Below are 15,641 nucleotides of genomic sequence, written 5' to 3'. Positions count from 1 at the left end.
TGCCTTCTTGAAATTGCCTATAGGACCCGTCATGAGCCGCATTTTTGCAGACAACGCGCACTCCATCGGTAACACGCCCCTGGTGCAGATCAACCGGATCGCCCCCCGTGGCGTGACCATCCTGGCCAAGATCGAAGGGCGTAATCCGGGTTACTCGGTGAAGTGCCGCATTGGCGCAAACATGATCTGGGACGCAGAAAGCACCGGCAAACTCAAACCGGGCATGACCATTGTCGAACCCACATCTGGCAACACCGGCATCGGCCTGGCGTTTGTCGCCGCCGCCCGTGGTTACAAGCTGCTGCTGACCATGCCGGCGTCGATGAGCATCGAGCGCCGCAAGGTGCTCAAGGCGCTGGGCGCCGAGTTGGTCCTGACCGAGCCGGCCAAAGGCATGAAAGGCGCTATCGAAAAGGCCGGCGAAATCGTCGCCAACGATCCAGCCAACTACTTCATGCCGGGCCAGTTTGAAAACCCGGCGAACCCCGAGATCCACGAGAAAACCACCGGTCCGGAAATCTGGAACGACACCGACGGCGCGGTCGATGTGTTGGTAGCGGGCGTGGGCACCGGCGGCACCATTACCGGTGTGTCGCGCTACATCAAGAACATAGCGGGCAAGCCGATTCTGTCGGTAGCGGTGGAGCCGATTGTGTCGCCGGTGATCACCCAGGCGCTGGCCGGTGAAGAAATCAAGCCCAGCCCGCATAAGATCCAGGGCATCGGCGCCGGCTTTGTGCCGAAAAACCTCGATCTTTCGATGGTTGACCGCGTCGAGTTGGTGACCGACGACGAATCCAAGGCCATGGCACGGCGCCTGATGCAGGAAGAGGGAATTCTGTGCGGTATTTCCTGTGGCGCAGCGATGGCCGTGGCCGTGCGCCTGGCCGAGAAGCCGGAAATGCAGGGCAAGACCATCGTGGTGATCCTGCCGGACTCCGGCGAGCGCTACCTGTCGAGCATGCTATTCAGCGATTTGTTTACCGAGCAGGAAAACCAGGCCTGATGAGCGTTTGGGGTTGATGTGTGTCAGCCCCGTTACCCTGGGCCTTCTGCATACTGGCCCAACTGTTTATCATGGCTGGCTGCTACGTCTGGTTTCCCCGTGACGGGAAGTTGTTGGCCAGACGCTTATTTCCAGGAGTTGCTGCATGACCTTTTCTTTGGCCGCCAAACTGTCGGTGTTGCTGCTGTTTATCGGTAGCACGCTGTATGTACACCTGCGCGGCAAGGCCCGTTTACCGATGTTGCGCCAGTTCGTTAACCATTCGGCGCTGTTCGCCCCCTATAACGCCTTGATGTACCTGTTCTCGGCCGTGCCGTCCAAACCTTACCTGGACCGCAGCAAGTTTCCGGAACTGGACGTGCTCAAGGAAAACTGGGAAGTGATCCGCGAAGAGGCCATGCACCTGTTCGACGAGGGTTACATTCGCGCCGCCGAAAAGAACAACGACGCCGGTTTCGGTTCGTTCTTCAAAAAGGGTTGGAAGCGTTTCTACCTCAAGTGGTACGACAAACCCCTGCCATCGGCCGAGGCGCTGTGCCCGAAAACCGTGGCCTTGGTGAGCAGCATTCCTAACGTCAAAGGGGCGATGTTTGCGTTGTTGCCGGGCGGCAGCCACCTCAACCCGCACCGTGACCCGTTTGCCGGTTCCCTGCGTTATCACTTGGGCTTGTCCACGCCGAACTCCGACGACTGCCGCATCTTCGTCGACGGCCAGGTGTATGCCTGGCGTGACGGTGAGGACGTGATGTTCGACGAAACCTACGTGCACTGGGTGAAGAACGAAACCGAGAAGACACGCGTGATCCTGTTCTGCGACATCGAGCGCCCGCTGAGTAATCGCGTGATGACCCGCGTCAACCGTTGGGTCAGCAAGCAACTGGGCCGCGCCACCGCGCCGCAGAACCTGGATGACGAGCGCGTCGGCGGCATCAACCAGGCGTATGCCTGGAGCAAGACCTTCAGTGACAAGTTCAGTGGTGTGGTCAAACAGTGGAAGCGCAAGCATCCAAAGGCTTACCGCATTGCGCGGCCGGTGCTGGCGGTAGTGGTGCTGGTATTGTTGTGGAAGTGGCTGTTCGGCTGATCTGAAGCGTTAAACGCGGTCAAAGTGTGGGAGGGGGCTTGCTCCCGATGGCGGTATGTCAGTCAAAACATCTATGACTGATCCACCGCTATCGGGAGCAAGTCGAATCGTCGCACCGCCCCTCCCACATTAGTTCTCCATTGCTTTTGAGATCGCCTTACGACGCAATCAACTGCCGCAGCACATAGTGCAAAATCCCCCCCGACTTGAAGTATTCCACTTCATTCAAGGTGTCGATCCGGCACAGCACCTCGACCTTCTCGCGGCTGCCATCCTCGCGGGTAATCACCAGCGTCAGGTTCATCCGCGGCACGATCTCCACCTCGCTCAGCCCGAGAATATCGATCTTCTCCTTGCCCGTGAGCTTCAGCGCCTTGCGGTTCTGATCCAGCTTGAACTGCAATGGCAACACACCCATGCCCACCAGATTGGAACGGTGGATCCGCTCGAAGCTTTCGGCGATCACCGCCTTGACCCCCAGCAGGTTGGTGCCTTTGGCCGCCCAGTCACGGCTGGATCCGGTGCCGTACTCTTGACCTGCAATGACCACCAGCGGCGTGCCCGAAGCCTGGTATTTCATTGACGCATCGTAAATCGGCATCTTCTCGCCGGTGGGGATGTACAGCGTGTTGCCGCCTTCTTCGCCACCGAGCATTTCATTGCGGATGCGGATATTGGCAAACGTGCCGCGCATCATCACTTCATGGTTACCGCGGCGTGAGCCGTAGGAGTTGAAGTCGCGCGGTTCGACGCCTTGCTCGCGCAGGTAGCGGCCAGCGGGGCTGTCGACCTTGATATTGCCGGCGGGGGAGATGTGGTCGGTGGTGACTGAGTCGCCCAGCATCGCCAGCACGTTGGCGCCCATGACGTCTTTGATCACCGGCAACGGGCCGTCGATGTCCTCGAAGAAGGGTGGATGCTGGATATAGGTGGAATCCTTCTGCCACACGTACGTCGCGGCCTGGGGCACATCAATGGCCTGCCACTGCTCGTCGCCGGCAAACACCTCGGCGTATTCCTTATGGAACATGCTGGTGCTGACCTGCGCCACGGCGTCGGCAATTTCTTTGCTGCTTGGCCAGATGTCCTTGAGGTAGACCGGGTTTCCGTCCTGATCGTTACCCAACGGCTCGCTGCTGATATCGATGCGCACGGTGCCAGCCAGCGCATAGGCGACCACCAGCGGCGGCGATGCCAGCCAGTTGGTTTTCACCAATGGGTGCACGCGGCCTTCGAAGTTACGGTTGCCCGACAGTACCGAGGCCACGGCGAGGTCGGCCTTCTGGATGGCTTTTTCAATAGGCTCGGGCAATGGCCCGGAGTTGCCGATGCAGGTGGTGCAGCCATAGCCCACCAGATCAAAGCCGAGGGTGTCCAAGTATTGAGTGAGGCCTGCCGCCTTGTAGTAGTCGGTGACCACCTTGGAGCCGGGAGCCAGTGAGGTCTTCACCCACGGTTTGCGCGTGAGGCCTTTTTCCACGGCTTTTTTCGCCACCAGCCCGGCGGCCATCATTACGCTGGGGTTGGACGTGTTGGTGCAGGAGGTGATGGCGGCGATCACCACCGCGCCGTTTTTCAGCCGATAGGTCGTGCCTTCGTACTCGTAGTCTGCTTCGCCCACCAGGTCGGCGTTGCCCACGGCCACACCACCGCCGCCTTCACTTTCCAGGCGGCCTTCTTCCTTGTTGGTGGGTTTGAATTGCAGGTCGAGGAAGTCGCTGAAGGCCTGGCCGACATTCGGCAGGGCCACACGGTCCTGTGGACGTTTTGGCCCAGCCAGGCTGGCTTCGACGCTGCCCATGTCCAGGGCCAGGCTGTCGGTGAACACCGGTTCCTGACCGGCATTGCGCCATAAGCCTTGGGCCTTGGTGTAAGCCTCGACCAGTTTCACGGTTTGCGCCGGACGACCGGACAAACGCAGATAATCCAGGGTGACGTCATCCACCGGGAAAAATCCGCAGGTGGCGCCATATTCCGGGGCCATGTTGGCGATGGTAGCGCGGTCGGCCAGGGGCAGATCGGCCAGGCCGTCGCCGTAGAACTCGACAAATTTACCCACCACGCCTTTTTTGCGCAGCATCTGGGTCACGGTCAGCACCAGGTCGGTGGCGGTGATGCCTTCCTTGAGTTTACCGGTGAGCTTGAAGCCGATTACTTCCGGGATCAGCATCGACACCGGCTGGCCGAGCATCGCCGCTTCCGCTTCGATGCCACCCACGCCCCAGCCCAGTACGCCGAGGCCATTGATCATGGTGGTGTGGGAGTCCGTGCCGACCAATGTGTCGGGGAAGGCGTAGGTGCGGCCGTCTTCGTCCTTGGTCCAGACGGTGCGGCCAAGGTATTCCAGGTTGACCTGATGGCAGATGCCCGTGCCCGGCGGCACCACGCTGAAGTTGTCGAAGGCGCTCTGGCCCCAGCGCAGGAAGGCGTAGCGTTCGCCATTGCGCTGCATCTCGATATCGACGTTTTCTTCGAAGGCGTCGGCATTGCCGAACTTGTCGACCATTACCGAGTGGTCGATCACCAGGTCCACGGGGGAGAGCGGATTGATGCGCTGCGGGTCGCCCCCGGCCTTGGCCACGGCGGCGCGCATGGCGGCCAGGTCGACTACGGCGGGTACACCGGTGAAGTCCTGCATCAGCACGCGGGCGGGGCGGTACTGGATCTCACGGTCGGACTGGCGCTCTTTGAGCCAGGCGGCAATGGCCTTGAGGTCTGCGCCGGTGACGGTCTTGTTGTCTTCCCAGCGCAGCAGGTTTTCCAGCAGCACCTTGAGCGACATCGGCAGCTTATCCAGGTCGCCCAGGCTCTTGGCGGCTTCGGGCAGGCTGAAATAGTGGTAGGTCTTGTCGTCGATTTCTAAAGTTTTAAGGGTTCTCAGGCTATCAAGGGATGACATTACATGACTCCTTATGGTCCGCACGGCTACGGACCTGACGGGACGAACAGAGCTTTAAAACTAGCGCTGTTTTCATTAGCAGGCTAATAACTGGACTCTATGGGCAAGTCCAAGGTTCCGAACTCGGCTATCATGCGCGCGTTTTCATGACAGGCATTGCGATCGAGCAAGCCAGTTGCCAGGAGATTCAATGAACACCCTTTTTATGCACTGCCGCCCGGGTTTTGAAGGCGAAGTCTGTTCCGAGATCGCGGAACACGCCGCGCGTCTGAACGTTTCCGGCTACGCCAAAGCCAAGACCGGCAGCGCCTGCGCCGAATTTGTCTGCACCGAAGAAGACGGCGCCCAGCGCTTGATGCACGGCCAACGCTTTGCCGAGCTGATCTTCCCGAGGCAGTGGGCGCGCGGGGTGTTTATCGACCTGCCGGAAACCGATCGCATCAGCGTGATCCTCGCTCACCTGCGTGAATTCCCGGTGTGCGGCAGCCTCTGGCTGGAGATGGTCGACACCAACGATGGCAAGGAACTGTCGAACTTCTGCAAGAAATTCGAAGTGCACCTGCGCAAAGCCCTGCTCAACGCCGGCAAACTGGTGGACGACCCGAGCAAGCCGCGCTTGCTGCTGACGTTCAAGAGTGGCCGCGAAGTGTTCATGGGGCTGGCCGAGTCGAACAACTCGGCGATGTGGCCGATGGGCATTCCACGCCTGAAATTCCCGCGTGACGCGCCAAGCCGCTCAACCCTCAAGCTGGAAGAGGCCTGGCACCACTTTATCCCCCGCGATCAATGGGACGAGCGCCTGCACGGCGACATGACCGGCGTCGACCTCGGTGCCGCGCCGGGCGGTTGGACTTGGCAACTGGTCAACCGGGGCATGTTGGTGACGGCCATCGACAACGGCCCCATGGCCGAAAGCCTGATGGACACCGGCCTGGTGCAGCACCTGATGGCCGACGGTTTCACCTTCGTGCCCAAGCAGCCGGTTGACTGGATGGTGTGCGACATTGTGGAGAAACCCGCACGCAACGCCGCGCTGCTGGAAACCTGGATTGGCGAAGGATATTGCCGCGAGGCGGTGGTGAACCTGAAGTTGCCGATGAAGCAGCGTTATGCCGAAGTGAAGCGTCTGCTGGAGCGCATCGAAGAGGGTTTCAAGGCGCGCGGCATCCGCGTGGAGATCGGTTGCAAGCAGCTTTACCACGACCGTGAGGAAGTGACGTGCCACCTGCGTCGGCTGGTGGATGCGAAGAAAACCAAGGCCCGTTAACGAGGAGTAATCAATGAGCGATATTAACGACAGCCCCGTAGACGGCGTTCTCGATGCAACAGGCCTCAACTGCCCGGAACCGGTGATGATGCTGCACCAGCACATCCGGGACCTGCCGGCAGGCGGCTTGCTCAAAGTGATCGCGACCGACCCGTCAACCCGTCGCGATATTCCCAAGTTCTGCGTGTTCCTTGACCACGAATTGGTGGATCAGCAGGAACAAGCCGGCACTTACCTGTACTGGATTCGCAAAAAGGCCGACTAAGCGCGCGCCTTATCCGCCCGGATACGCCGGCGTGCACTGCGCGCCAGGCGTACCAGCAACATCCCCGCCGCACAGCTCAGGCCCACGATCAGCCCTTGCCACAAACCGCTTGGGCCGCTGGGCGCGCCGAGCCAGTCAGTCAGCCCCAGTGCGTAGCCCACCGGCAATCCCACGCCCCAGTAGGCGAACAACGTCAGCACCATGGTCACCCGGGTGTCCTGATAGCCACGCAATGCGCCAGCGGCAGTGACCTGGATCGAGTCCGAGAACTGAAACAGCGCCGAGAACACGATCAGCGTCGACGCGAGGTGAATCACCACCGGGTCCGGGGTGTAGATCGTCGCGATCTGCTCGCGAAACAACAGCATCAGGCTGCACGACAGGCAGGCATACGCCAGCGCGGTGCCCATGCCGACCCCGGCGGCGAAGCGCGCTTCACGCGCTTCGCCACGCCCCAGGGCCTGACCGACGCGCACTGTGACCGCCATGCTCAGGGAGTATGGGATCATGAACACCAGGGAGCTGACGTTCAGTGCAATCTGATGCCCGGACACCACCGTGGCGCCGAGGCTGCCGAGCAACAGGGCGATCACTGCAAAAATGCTCGACTCGGCAAAGATCGCGACGCCAATCGGCAGACCAATCCCCAATACACGCTTGATCACAGCCCATTGCGGCCAGTCAAAGCGCTTGAACAATTCACTGCTCTGATAGGCCGGGCCCCAGCGCGTCCAGACGGCCAGGCCGAGCATCATCACCCACATCGCAATGGCCGTGGCCCAGCCACAGCCCACGCCGCCCATGGCCGTCACGCCAAAGTGGCCGTAAATGAAGATGTAGTTCAGCGGAATATTCAGCGCCAGGCCGACCAGGCCCATGACCATGCTCGGTCGCGTACGGCCCAGGCCATCGCTGAAACAGCGCAGCACGTAATACAGCGCAATCGCTGGCATCCCCGCAGCGATGCCGTGCAGGTAGCCCATGGACGGCACGATCAGGTCAGGCTCGACCTTCATGGCATGCAGGATCGGTTCGGCGCACAGCAGCAGCAATCCTCCGAGGATCCCCACGACCACCGCCAGCCACAAGGCCTGGCGCACCAGCGGTCCGATTTCGCTGAACTTGCCGGCACCGTAGCGCTGAGCGACTTTTGGTGTGGTGGCCAGCAGCGTGCCGCTCATCAGCAAGTACACCGGGATCCAGATCGAGTTGCCTAACCCCACTGCCGCCAGATCCTGGGGGCTGACACGTCCGGCCATCACCGCGTCTACAAAACTCATGGCGGTGGTAGCCAGTTGGCCGATCATGATCGGCAGGGCGAGCGTCAGCAGGTCGCGCACTTCCCGACTGATACGGGCGGGGCGGGTGAGGGGGGTGGCGGCAGTGTTCACGTGCGGGTGTCCAATAGAAAATAGCGCAAGGACGGCGGATTCTACGCCTTGACGCCATGGTCAGGAAAAAACCTGTGTTAGGGATTTGTAAGCGACCTCCCAGGGCACCGCATATCCCTGGTGGGAGGGGGCTTGCCCACGATTGCAGAGTGTCAGTCACTGGATAGTCGCTGACGCACGGCTATTCGGGGGCAAGCCCCCTCCCACATTGCAGATCGCATCCCTGTACACTGCTGATCCGCCAAAGGAGCCTGCCATGCTGATTGTTGCCGACGAAAATATCCCTCTGCTCGATGCCTTCTTCCAAGGATTTGGCGAGATTCGCCGGGTGCCCGGCCGTTCCCTTGATCGCGCCACGGTCGAGCAGGCTGACGTACTGCTGGTGCGCTCGGTGACTAACGTCAATCGCGCGTTGCTGGAGGGCTCAAAGGTGCGTTTTGTCGGCACCTGCACTATCGGCACCGATCACTTGGACCTCGACTACTTCAAGCAGACCGGCATCCAATGGTCCAGCGCGCCCGGCTGCAATGCCCGTGGCGTGGTGGACTACGTGCTGGGCAGCCTGCAGACCCTCGCCGAGATCGAAGGCGCCGACCTCAACCAACGCACCTATGGCATTGTCGGCGCCGGTGAAGTGGGCGGGCGGTTGGTCAAGGTGCTCAAAGGCCTGGGCTGGAATGTCCTGGTGTGCGACCCGCCGCGGCAGATCGCCGAAGGGGGCGACTATGTGAGCCTGGCGCAGATCATCGAGCAGTGTGACGTGATCAGCCTGCACACGCCTTTGACCAAGTCCGGCAATGGCTCTACCTGGCATTTATTCGACCGTCAGCGCCTCGAACAACTCAAACCCGGCACTTGGCTGATCAACGCCAGCCGTGGCCCGGTAGTGGACAACGCCGCCCTGCGCGAGGTGCTGCTGGAACGCGAAGACCTGCAAGCGGTGTTGGATGTATGGGAAGGCGAGCCCGAAGTGGATGTGGACCTGGCCGACCTGTGCGTGCTGGCCACACCGCATATCGCCGGTTACAGCCTGGAAGGCCGTCAGCGCGGCACGGCGCAGATCTACCAGGCGTTTTGCGCGTACCTGGGTCAGGAACCGAGCATTCACTTGAGTGAGCTGTTGCCTGCGCTGTGGTTGGCTGAAGTGCACTTGAATGCCTCGACCGACCCGGCCTGGGCGCTGGCGACCTTGTGCCGCAGCGTGTACGACCCGCGCCGGGATGATGCGGATTTCCGTCGGAGCCTGGTTGGAACTGTGCAAGAGCAGCGCAAGGCGTTCGACCTGCTGCGCAAGCACTATCCCGAGCGTCGCGAGATTGATGGCTTGAGCGTGCGCATCAATGGGGAGTCGGCGGCGTTGTCGAAGATCGTGTCCGCACTGGGCGCGGTAGCTGTTTAAGCGCCCATAAAAAACCCGGCCATCGAGGCCGGGTCTGAAAGAGCTTGGGCGCTTCAGCCTTGCTGGGCAGGCTTGACCAGTTTTTCTTCCAGTTCGCGGCACGCTTGCTGGATCATTTCTTCGGTGATCTGCACCTCATGGCCTTGGGCGTCGATGACGGAGCAAGGCAACTGCTGGGGTTGGCGGATCACTTCAATTTTGGCATCGCTGCTGTTTTGCAAGGTCATGGCCTGTCTCCTCATCAGGTTGTATACCTACTTTAAAACCCCCGCGTGACCGCGCTGTTACAACTCCCTGCACGACCACCGGTTCGAATACTCAGTCCACCAGAAACGGCGGCCGATTTCCAGCCGGGCATTAGACCGATAGCCTCTAGGGATGAGTATCGGCGGGCATAATTAACCTGACTCATTGTTATTTGCCCAAGTTCCCCCAATGTTGGGTACAGGTTCCTCATCGGTGATGCCCCTATGTTCTCAACCCGTCAACGCCGCGCGATTCGCCTGGCCAGCCGTTTTATCGCGCCATACCGCTGGCAGGCGCTGGGTGCGTTGCTGGCGCTGATCGTTACCGCCGGGATTACCTTGTCCATGGGCCAAGGCATTCGCCTGCTGGTGGACCAGGGCTTCATGACCCAATCGCCACACCTACTCAACCAGTCCATCGGCCTGTTCATGATCCTGGTGCTTGGCTTGGCGGTGGGTACTTTTGCGCGGTTTTACCTGGTCTCCTGGATTGGCGAGCGAGTGGTGGCGGATATTCGTCGGCAGGTGTTCAACCACCTCATCTACCTGCATCCCGGCTTCTATGAGAACAACCGCAGTTCGGAAATCCAGTCGCGGCTGACCACCGACACTACCTTGCTGCAATCGGTGATCGGCTCGTCGCTGTCACTGTTCCTGCGCAATGCCTTGATGGTCATTGGCGGCATCGTGTTGCTGTTCGTCACCAACCCCAAGCTCACCAGCATCGTGGTGGTTGCATTGCCGCTGGTGCTGGCGCCGATCCTGATTTTCGGGCGCCGCGTGCGTAGCCTGTCGCGCCTGAGCCAGGACCGCATTGCCGATGTGGGCAGTTATGTGTCCGAAACCCTTGGCCAGATCAAGACCGTGCAGGCCTATAACCACCAGGTTCAGGACGAGCAGCGCTTTGCGGTGACTGTGGAAGAAGCCTTTGCCACCGCTCGCAAACGCATCGCCCAGCGCGCCTGGCTGATCACGCTGGTGATCATGCTGGTGCTCGGCGCCGTGGGTGTGATGTTGTGGGTCGGCGGCATGGACGTGATCAGTGGGCGCATTTCCGGCGGCGAACTGGCGGCGTTCGTGTTTTACAGCCTGATCGTCGGCAGCGCGGTCGGCACCCTGAGCGAAGTGCTCGGTGAGCTGCAGCGTGCAGCCGGTGCAGCTGAGCGGATTGGTGAGCTGTTGCAGTCGACTAATGAAATCCAGGCGCCGGCAACTGATACCGTGAAATTGCCCGAGCGGGTCAGTGGCCGCATGGAGCTGCAAGATCTGCGCTTTTCCTATCCCTCGCGACCCGACAGCTACGCTATCGACGGGTTGAACCTGACCATCAACCCCGGTGAAACCCTGGCACTCGTCGGCCCGTCCGGCGCGGGTAAATCGACGATCTTCGACCTGCTGCTGCGTTTCTACGATCCGCAGCATGGCCGAATCCTGCTCGAAGGCCATCCGCTGACCGACCTCGACCCCCTGGACCTGCGCCGCCACTTTGCCCTGGTGTCCCAGAGCCCGGCGTTGTTTTTCGGCAGCGTCGAAGAGAACATCCGCTACGGCAATCCCTCAGCTACCCGCGAGCAAGTCGAAGCCGCTGCACGCATCGCCCATGCTCACGACTTCATCTTGCAAATGCCCGACGGCTACCAGACCCACCTCGGTGATGGCGGGCTGGGCCTCTCTGGTGGCCAGCGCCAGCGCTTGGCCATCGCCCGCGCGTTGCTGGTGGACGCACCAATCCTGCTGCTGGACGAAGCCACCAGCGCTCTGGATGCGCAAAGTGAACACTTGATCCAGCAGGCACTGCCGCAATTGATGCAGGGCCGTACTACGCTGGTGATTGCCCACCGCCTGGCGACGGTGAAGAACGCCGACCGCATTGCGGTAATGGACCAAGGCAAACTGGTTGCGGTGGGCACGCATCAGCAGCTGATTGCGAGCAACCCGTTGTATGCGCGGTTGGCGGCATTGCAGTTCAATAGTGGTGCGCAAGCGCAATGACCTGCTATGCCTGGCTCCAGTGCTAACGGAAGTAGACAGGTTTGTACGAAACCCTAGTGTCCACATAGCGTTTGGGCTCGCCCAGAAGCGCCACGTTCATCTTTATCTTGCTACCGTGAGTCTTGACAACGTGCTGGGTGACTTTCCCTACAAATGCCTGATACATGTTCATATCTGCCAGCCGCTCGGCGTTTTTAGCAGAGATGCCGGGGCTGATCTCGTTGATCCGCGCAATCAGGTCGTCTCGCGCGGCCGTCAATGACGTAGAGCCGTGTTGCATTGAAACCGAGCCCTCGAACGCCTTCACCGGCCGGTTGATCTCCTTTTGCAGCAAGCTGCCGAAGGCGCGACTGCCACCTTCGCCAGAGTAGCAAACCAATAGCCGCACATTGTTAAAGGCTCTGGGGTCGACGCCTTTCGTGTTCAACAAAGCGACCAAGTCTTTGGCCGAGTACGCGGTATTGTCGATAACGATGCTGCTTCCACGGTTCAAAAATCTGTCCAGTCGGCTGCGCTCAAGACCGTGGGCGACAATATTCAGGCGATCAACACCTTTATAGGTGTCGAAGAACACATGCATTTCATTGGCCACAAGTTTGAGGTCTTTCATCGTGCCTTTCATTTGTATGACGTTGTCATAGGCTAGACTTTTTTCGAAAGACACAGGTGCGGTTGCAGGTGCAGGTTGACTGCCTGTTGCGGCTGAAATTGGCCGATGATTGTCGGGTGAGAAGTTATCCAGTTTCTTCCCGTAAGCTGTGTTTTTATTCACGTCATAGTGCAGCCAGTGACCGGTTTGGTTATCCAGTTGGGCGGTTACTCGGCTGGGTTCGAGTGCACCGGGGGCGCGATAAGTGCCTTCCGCTATGTCGGCTCGTTCGGCAAACGCGCGCAGTTGAGCGTGATCCATCGTGCTCTGCGACAGTTGCCGTGCATTAAGGGGTTTCGTGCCTGCGGCCAGCCGGGCACTGCTGGCCGGCGCGCCCGAGGCTTTACCCAGCACGCCGCGACCTATTCGGCTGCTCGCCATGGCCACCCGGGTCGCGCCTCTGGGACCGCCAACGGCACTCGCGCCTCTGCCCAGGGCCGAGCCGGTCAAGTACATCACTCCGTCAAACAACAGATCTCCCAGTGCCGCCAAGGGGTCTCCATTGATCAGGTTTTTAACGGCAGACGCCCCAGGTATTAGCCCTACAATTATGTTGAACAGGGCTTTTTCCTTATCGGCCTCTTCATCGAATGTCGTGATGCTTTTGGTCAGTTCCAGTAGTTGCTCAAAGTTTGATTCCGGATTGGAGTAATTGACTACCGTATTGCTGATATAGGCGCTGCGCGCGCTGCTGAACGAGGCAGGGATGGTCACTGGCAACTGCCTGGCCCGTTGTTGTACTGCATCTTGGGAGGCGCTTGGTTTGACTTCATGGATCGCCGTATTTGTCCATTTTGAACCTTGATGGCTGGGCACCTTGACCCAATCTCCTTGGGGGCCTTCCTTAAAGTTTGTCTTCAGATCGTCACGTTTATTTATCTGGCCTTTTTGCGCTGATATTTCATAAAACTCCAGGTTTCCGTCGCGCTCGGTCTGGAAGATCAGTGCCTTTTGCTCTTTCGGCTGGCTGGGTACTTTATCTTCGTCATTAATTGTGAAACCTGGGAGGTTGCTTTCATAACGGCTGACCTGACCCTCTATGAATATACGAATGCTGCCAAACTCAAGATTCTGGCGATCTTCCAGAGGAAGTTTCGCAAGCTGGTTTTTTATCACGCTCGCCTGTGCTTTTTTGGTGCCTTCCGCATAGTCGACAAAGGCTTGTTTATGCAGGGATTTTGCGTCTGGCAAGTGAGCAAGACGGGCAATCATGCTGGGGGCAATCGTGTTGTTATCGGATACCCAATTAGAAAACGGATTGACTTCGGGTTTTGAAAGATAAAAGTCCAGTAGCGAATATTTTGGCTGCGTGGAGCTAGCAAGGTTTCCGTGGCCTCTGCCGCGGGGGCTATTATCGCGAAAGCATTTAAGTTCGTAGGGAAGCCCCTCGCCGAATTGTTGCTTGAGTTGCTGTAGCGCCACATCGCGTTGGGTCGGCACCTTACTGGCAAGTTGCTCGACGGCTTGTTGCAACGTTGAAGTTTTGTCAGCGAGCGCGCGCTGGACCCGATCAATGTCAGCCTGAGGATAGTTCCCGTCATCGCGGGGCACGAGTTCGCCGTTGATCTTGCCCCACTCAATAAGCGCCGCTCGCGATGTCACTTGCTGAATGGCCTGCCCCTCTTGCGAAATCGGGTCCAGGGCATCTCTGGCACACACTTGCGCAAACGTCATCTGCATCGTGGCACCAGGGCTATAGGCCTCGATCCGCGTCACCGCCGCTTTGAAACTCACCCACGCCGCCGATCCCAACGTAATGCTGGCAGGAACGTTTTTGACCAATAACTCCGGCGCTGTACGCGAAAGCAGCATTTGTGCAGCAATGGGCGCCATGTCCGGCGAGGCTCTGTTCAGTTTTATCAGGTGGTCAATGAACGCCTGCTTGATAGTTGCGAGGGGCTGCCCCATGAAACGTCCGTCGGCCAGATTGAAACCCGCGAGATGATTGAGTTGCGGGCCAAACATGCTTTCTGGGTCCAGAGTAGTAGCGATGGCAGTCAACAGCCAGTCTTGGCTAGAGCTGGTCTTCCAGCCATCCCCCATCTTTTGGTGTAAGGCGGCTTCGAGTTCGATGGCTTTTGGTGTGTTGATGATTTTTTCGATGACTTTAAGTGGGTCGCGCAATTCGTTTTGGGAAATGTGCAGGTGGCTTGTGAGATAACCCAAAACTCCCCGTGGGTTTTGGGGCTCCGTTCTTTCCTTCACCAACGCCGGTAGTTGCAGGTTGTAGTGAAAATGACTGTAAACGCTCTTTTGGTCGTGGTCGCCCAGCGGGGCCGGCCACGAGATCGCCCCACCCAGGCTGCCTAGGCGTGGTGCCTGCAACGGCGGGGCATTGAGCGTGCTGATCATGTTCTCCAGTGCTTCAAGCGTGCTGGGCAACCGCCAGTTATTTGCCAGGATAAATTGCTCAAGTGTCACGGTGCGTCCAGGGCCGGCTTCGGGGCCTTGGCCGAATGACGAGTGCGGGTGCACCTCTATCGTTGTGTTCTTTAACCGCTCCTCAATCCCCTCGGTACCATAGCGCACAAGGCCCTTGAGCTTTTCGCAGAGCGCGCGCGTGTCCACCAGGTCGCCAAGGGCGGTCCGCTCTGTATTGAGCTTGCCCGTATTGGCCGGCCCATCCTCGACCTTGTTCGGAACCGCGTTGGCGGCGTTTTTGGTGAATGTCTGGGTCTGCTGCAGCTCTGCTGTCCGTGACGTCGTGAGGGGTACCGATTCACCGTGAAAATTCGCCACCACTTCAAAGGGCGCAGATGTGGGGTCCGATGCGGACAGATGAAGGGGGCTGTTGCCCGCCGCCACGACGTTGGCGGCGCGAAGAATCGGCGCCACAACGACCGGCCAGAGCGGATTTTCATCCGTTGCCCTGAACACCTCCCGGCGCCCATCAGTCATGGTGAAGGTGATCTCGTCACGCATACTGATCATTAAGGGTTTGGAAAGATTAATGTGCCTTTGCGTTGCCCATTCGACGAATTGGGGATGCTTGAGCAGCGTATGCAGGTGCGTCCACCACTGGCCGAAGGTCGAACTTGGCGGGATACCCTCAACGTTCTCGATGCCATCGTACGATGGGCCGGTTTTCGCCGATCTGGCTGATACGGCGGCAAACAGCACGGCCAATTCCTGATCGGCCTTGGCTTGCGGCGTTTTGCCGGCATCTTGATCAGGCGTGGGCGGCTTTTCACTCTTGACCTCGAAGAGTGGCGGGGGGGTGATGATGTTGGTCGCGGGCTGAGTGTTTAAGCGGCTGCTGATGGACGTGAGTGTCATGTCTGAGTTTCTCTCTAAGCCATTATGAAGTCAGTCACTCAGAGATGATTTATCGACTGAGCTCGTGGGCTGAGTGAACATCAGACTTTTCGCGTTCCATCATGTTTTTTCTGTATGTGTATTTCCCCGGGCTATCAGAATATTTTCAGCCGTGGAAATGAAAATGCC

At 59.2% G+C, this 15,641-nt stretch carries 10 protein-coding genes; 6 read left to right on the top strand and 4 right to left on the bottom strand.

Annotated elements, in window-relative coordinates; translation table 11 throughout:
- Positions 1–31 precede the first annotated feature (31 nt).
- The gene (cysK, locus tag ACKZ62_RS21020) at positions 32–1,006 is read left to right on the top strand and encodes a cysteine synthase A (RefSeq protein WP_122764924.1); all 975 of its coding nucleotides are present in this window, start codon (positions 32–34) and stop codon (positions 1,004–1,006) included.
- Positions 1,007–1,151: 145 nt separating this feature from the next.
- Positions 1,152–2,090: an aspartyl/asparaginyl beta-hydroxylase domain-containing protein gene (locus ACKZ62_RS21015; protein ID WP_447095779.1), complete on the top strand. Its 939-nt coding sequence runs from the start codon at positions 1,152–1,154 to the stop codon at positions 2,088–2,090.
- 157 nt (positions 2,091–2,247) lie between these two features.
- Here ACKZ62_RS21015 and acnA read toward each other — a convergent pair whose 3' ends face one another.
- Complete coding sequence (gene acnA / locus ACKZ62_RS21010) at positions 2,248–4,989, bottom strand: aconitate hydratase AcnA (protein ID WP_447095778.1); 2,742 nt, start codon at positions 4,987–4,989, stop codon at positions 2,248–2,250.
- A gap of 190 nt (positions 4,990–5,179) precedes the next feature.
- On the opposite strand from acnA, the gene rlmM reads away from it, so the two are divergent.
- A complete protein-coding gene (rlmM, locus tag ACKZ62_RS21005) occupies positions 5,180–6,256 on the top strand; it encodes a 23S rRNA (cytidine(2498)-2'-O)-methyltransferase RlmM (protein WP_032888775.1) in 1,077 nt (358 codons plus the stop codon).
- Positions 6,257–6,269: 13 nt separating this feature from the next.
- Entirely contained in the window at positions 6,270–6,521 is a 252-nt protein-coding gene (gene tusA, locus ACKZ62_RS21000) for a sulfurtransferase TusA (RefSeq protein ID WP_032888777.1), read from the top strand.
- Here the strand turns inward: tusA and ACKZ62_RS20995 are convergent.
- Positions 6,518–7,912 carry an MATE family efflux transporter gene (locus ACKZ62_RS20995; protein WP_122764925.1) on the bottom strand — a complete coding sequence of 465 codons (1,395 nt, stop codon included), beginning with the start codon at positions 7,910–7,912 and terminating at the stop codon, positions 6,518–6,520. The genes tusA and ACKZ62_RS20995 overlap by 4 nt on opposite strands.
- Before the next feature lie 256 nt (positions 7,913–8,168).
- On the opposite strand from ACKZ62_RS20995, the gene pdxB reads away from it, so the two are divergent.
- Positions 8,169–9,311, top strand: coding sequence for a 4-phosphoerythronate dehydrogenase PdxB (gene pdxB, locus ACKZ62_RS20990; RefSeq protein ID WP_122755747.1), 1,143 nt, complete (start codon positions 8,169–8,171; stop codon positions 9,309–9,311).
- A 53-nt stretch (positions 9,312–9,364) separates the two neighbouring features.
- Here pdxB and ACKZ62_RS20985 read toward each other — a convergent pair whose 3' ends face one another.
- Positions 9,365–9,538 carry a PA1571 family protein gene (locus tag ACKZ62_RS20985; protein WP_032888780.1) on the bottom strand — a complete coding sequence of 58 codons (174 nt, stop codon included), beginning with the start codon at positions 9,536–9,538 and terminating at the stop codon, positions 9,365–9,367.
- A gap of 243 nt (positions 9,539–9,781) precedes the next feature.
- Here ACKZ62_RS20985 and ACKZ62_RS20980 point away from each other — a divergent pair, with 243 nt between their 5' ends.
- Positions 9,782–11,548 (top strand): ABC transporter transmembrane domain-containing protein, encoded by a 1,767-nt coding sequence (locus tag ACKZ62_RS20980; protein WP_099601402.1) that lies wholly within the window; start codon positions 9,782–9,784, stop codon positions 11,546–11,548.
- A 22-nt stretch (positions 11,549–11,570) separates the two neighbouring features.
- Here the strand turns inward: ACKZ62_RS20980 and ACKZ62_RS20975 are convergent, their stop codons facing one another.
- Positions 11,571–15,473, bottom strand: coding sequence for a hypothetical protein (locus ACKZ62_RS20975; protein ID WP_447095777.1), 3,903 nt, complete (start codon positions 15,471–15,473; stop codon positions 11,571–11,573).
- Between the last annotated feature and the right edge of the window lie 168 nt (positions 15,474–15,641).

Source organism: Pseudomonas sivasensis (assembly GCF_052938085.1).
The sequence above is the reverse complement of the archived record's forward strand: the minus strand, read 5'-3'. Positions and strand labels throughout refer to the sequence as shown.

Bases quoted from the DNA above. Each gene is read 5' to 3' on its own strand.
- ACKZ62_RS20975 (WP_447095777.1), bottom strand. From the start codon at position 15,473: ATGACACTCACGTCCATCAGCAGCCGCTTAAACACTCAGCCCGCGACC.
- pdxB (WP_122755747.1), top strand. From the start codon at position 8,169: ATGCTGATTGTTGCCGACGAAAATATCCCTCTGCTCGATGCCTTCTTC.
- cysK (WP_122764924.1), top strand. From the start codon at position 32: ATGAGCCGCATTTTTGCAGACAACGCGCACTCCATCGGTAACACGCCC.
- tusA (WP_032888777.1), top strand. From the start codon at position 6,270: ATGAGCGATATTAACGACAGCCCCGTAGACGGCGTTCTCGATGCAACA.
- ACKZ62_RS20985 (WP_032888780.1), bottom strand. From the start codon at position 9,538: ATGACCTTGCAAAACAGCAGCGATGCCAAAATTGAAGTGATCCGCCAA.
- ACKZ62_RS20980 (WP_099601402.1), top strand. From the start codon at position 9,782: ATGTTCTCAACCCGTCAACGCCGCGCGATTCGCCTGGCCAGCCGTTTT.
- ACKZ62_RS21015 (WP_447095779.1), top strand. From the start codon at position 1,152: ATGACCTTTTCTTTGGCCGCCAAACTGTCGGTGTTGCTGCTGTTTATC.
- rlmM (WP_032888775.1), top strand. From the start codon at position 5,180: ATGAACACCCTTTTTATGCACTGCCGCCCGGGTTTTGAAGGCGAAGTC.
- acnA (WP_447095778.1), bottom strand. From the start codon at position 4,989: ATGTCATCCCTTGATAGCCTGAGAACCCTTAAAACTTTAGAAATCGAC.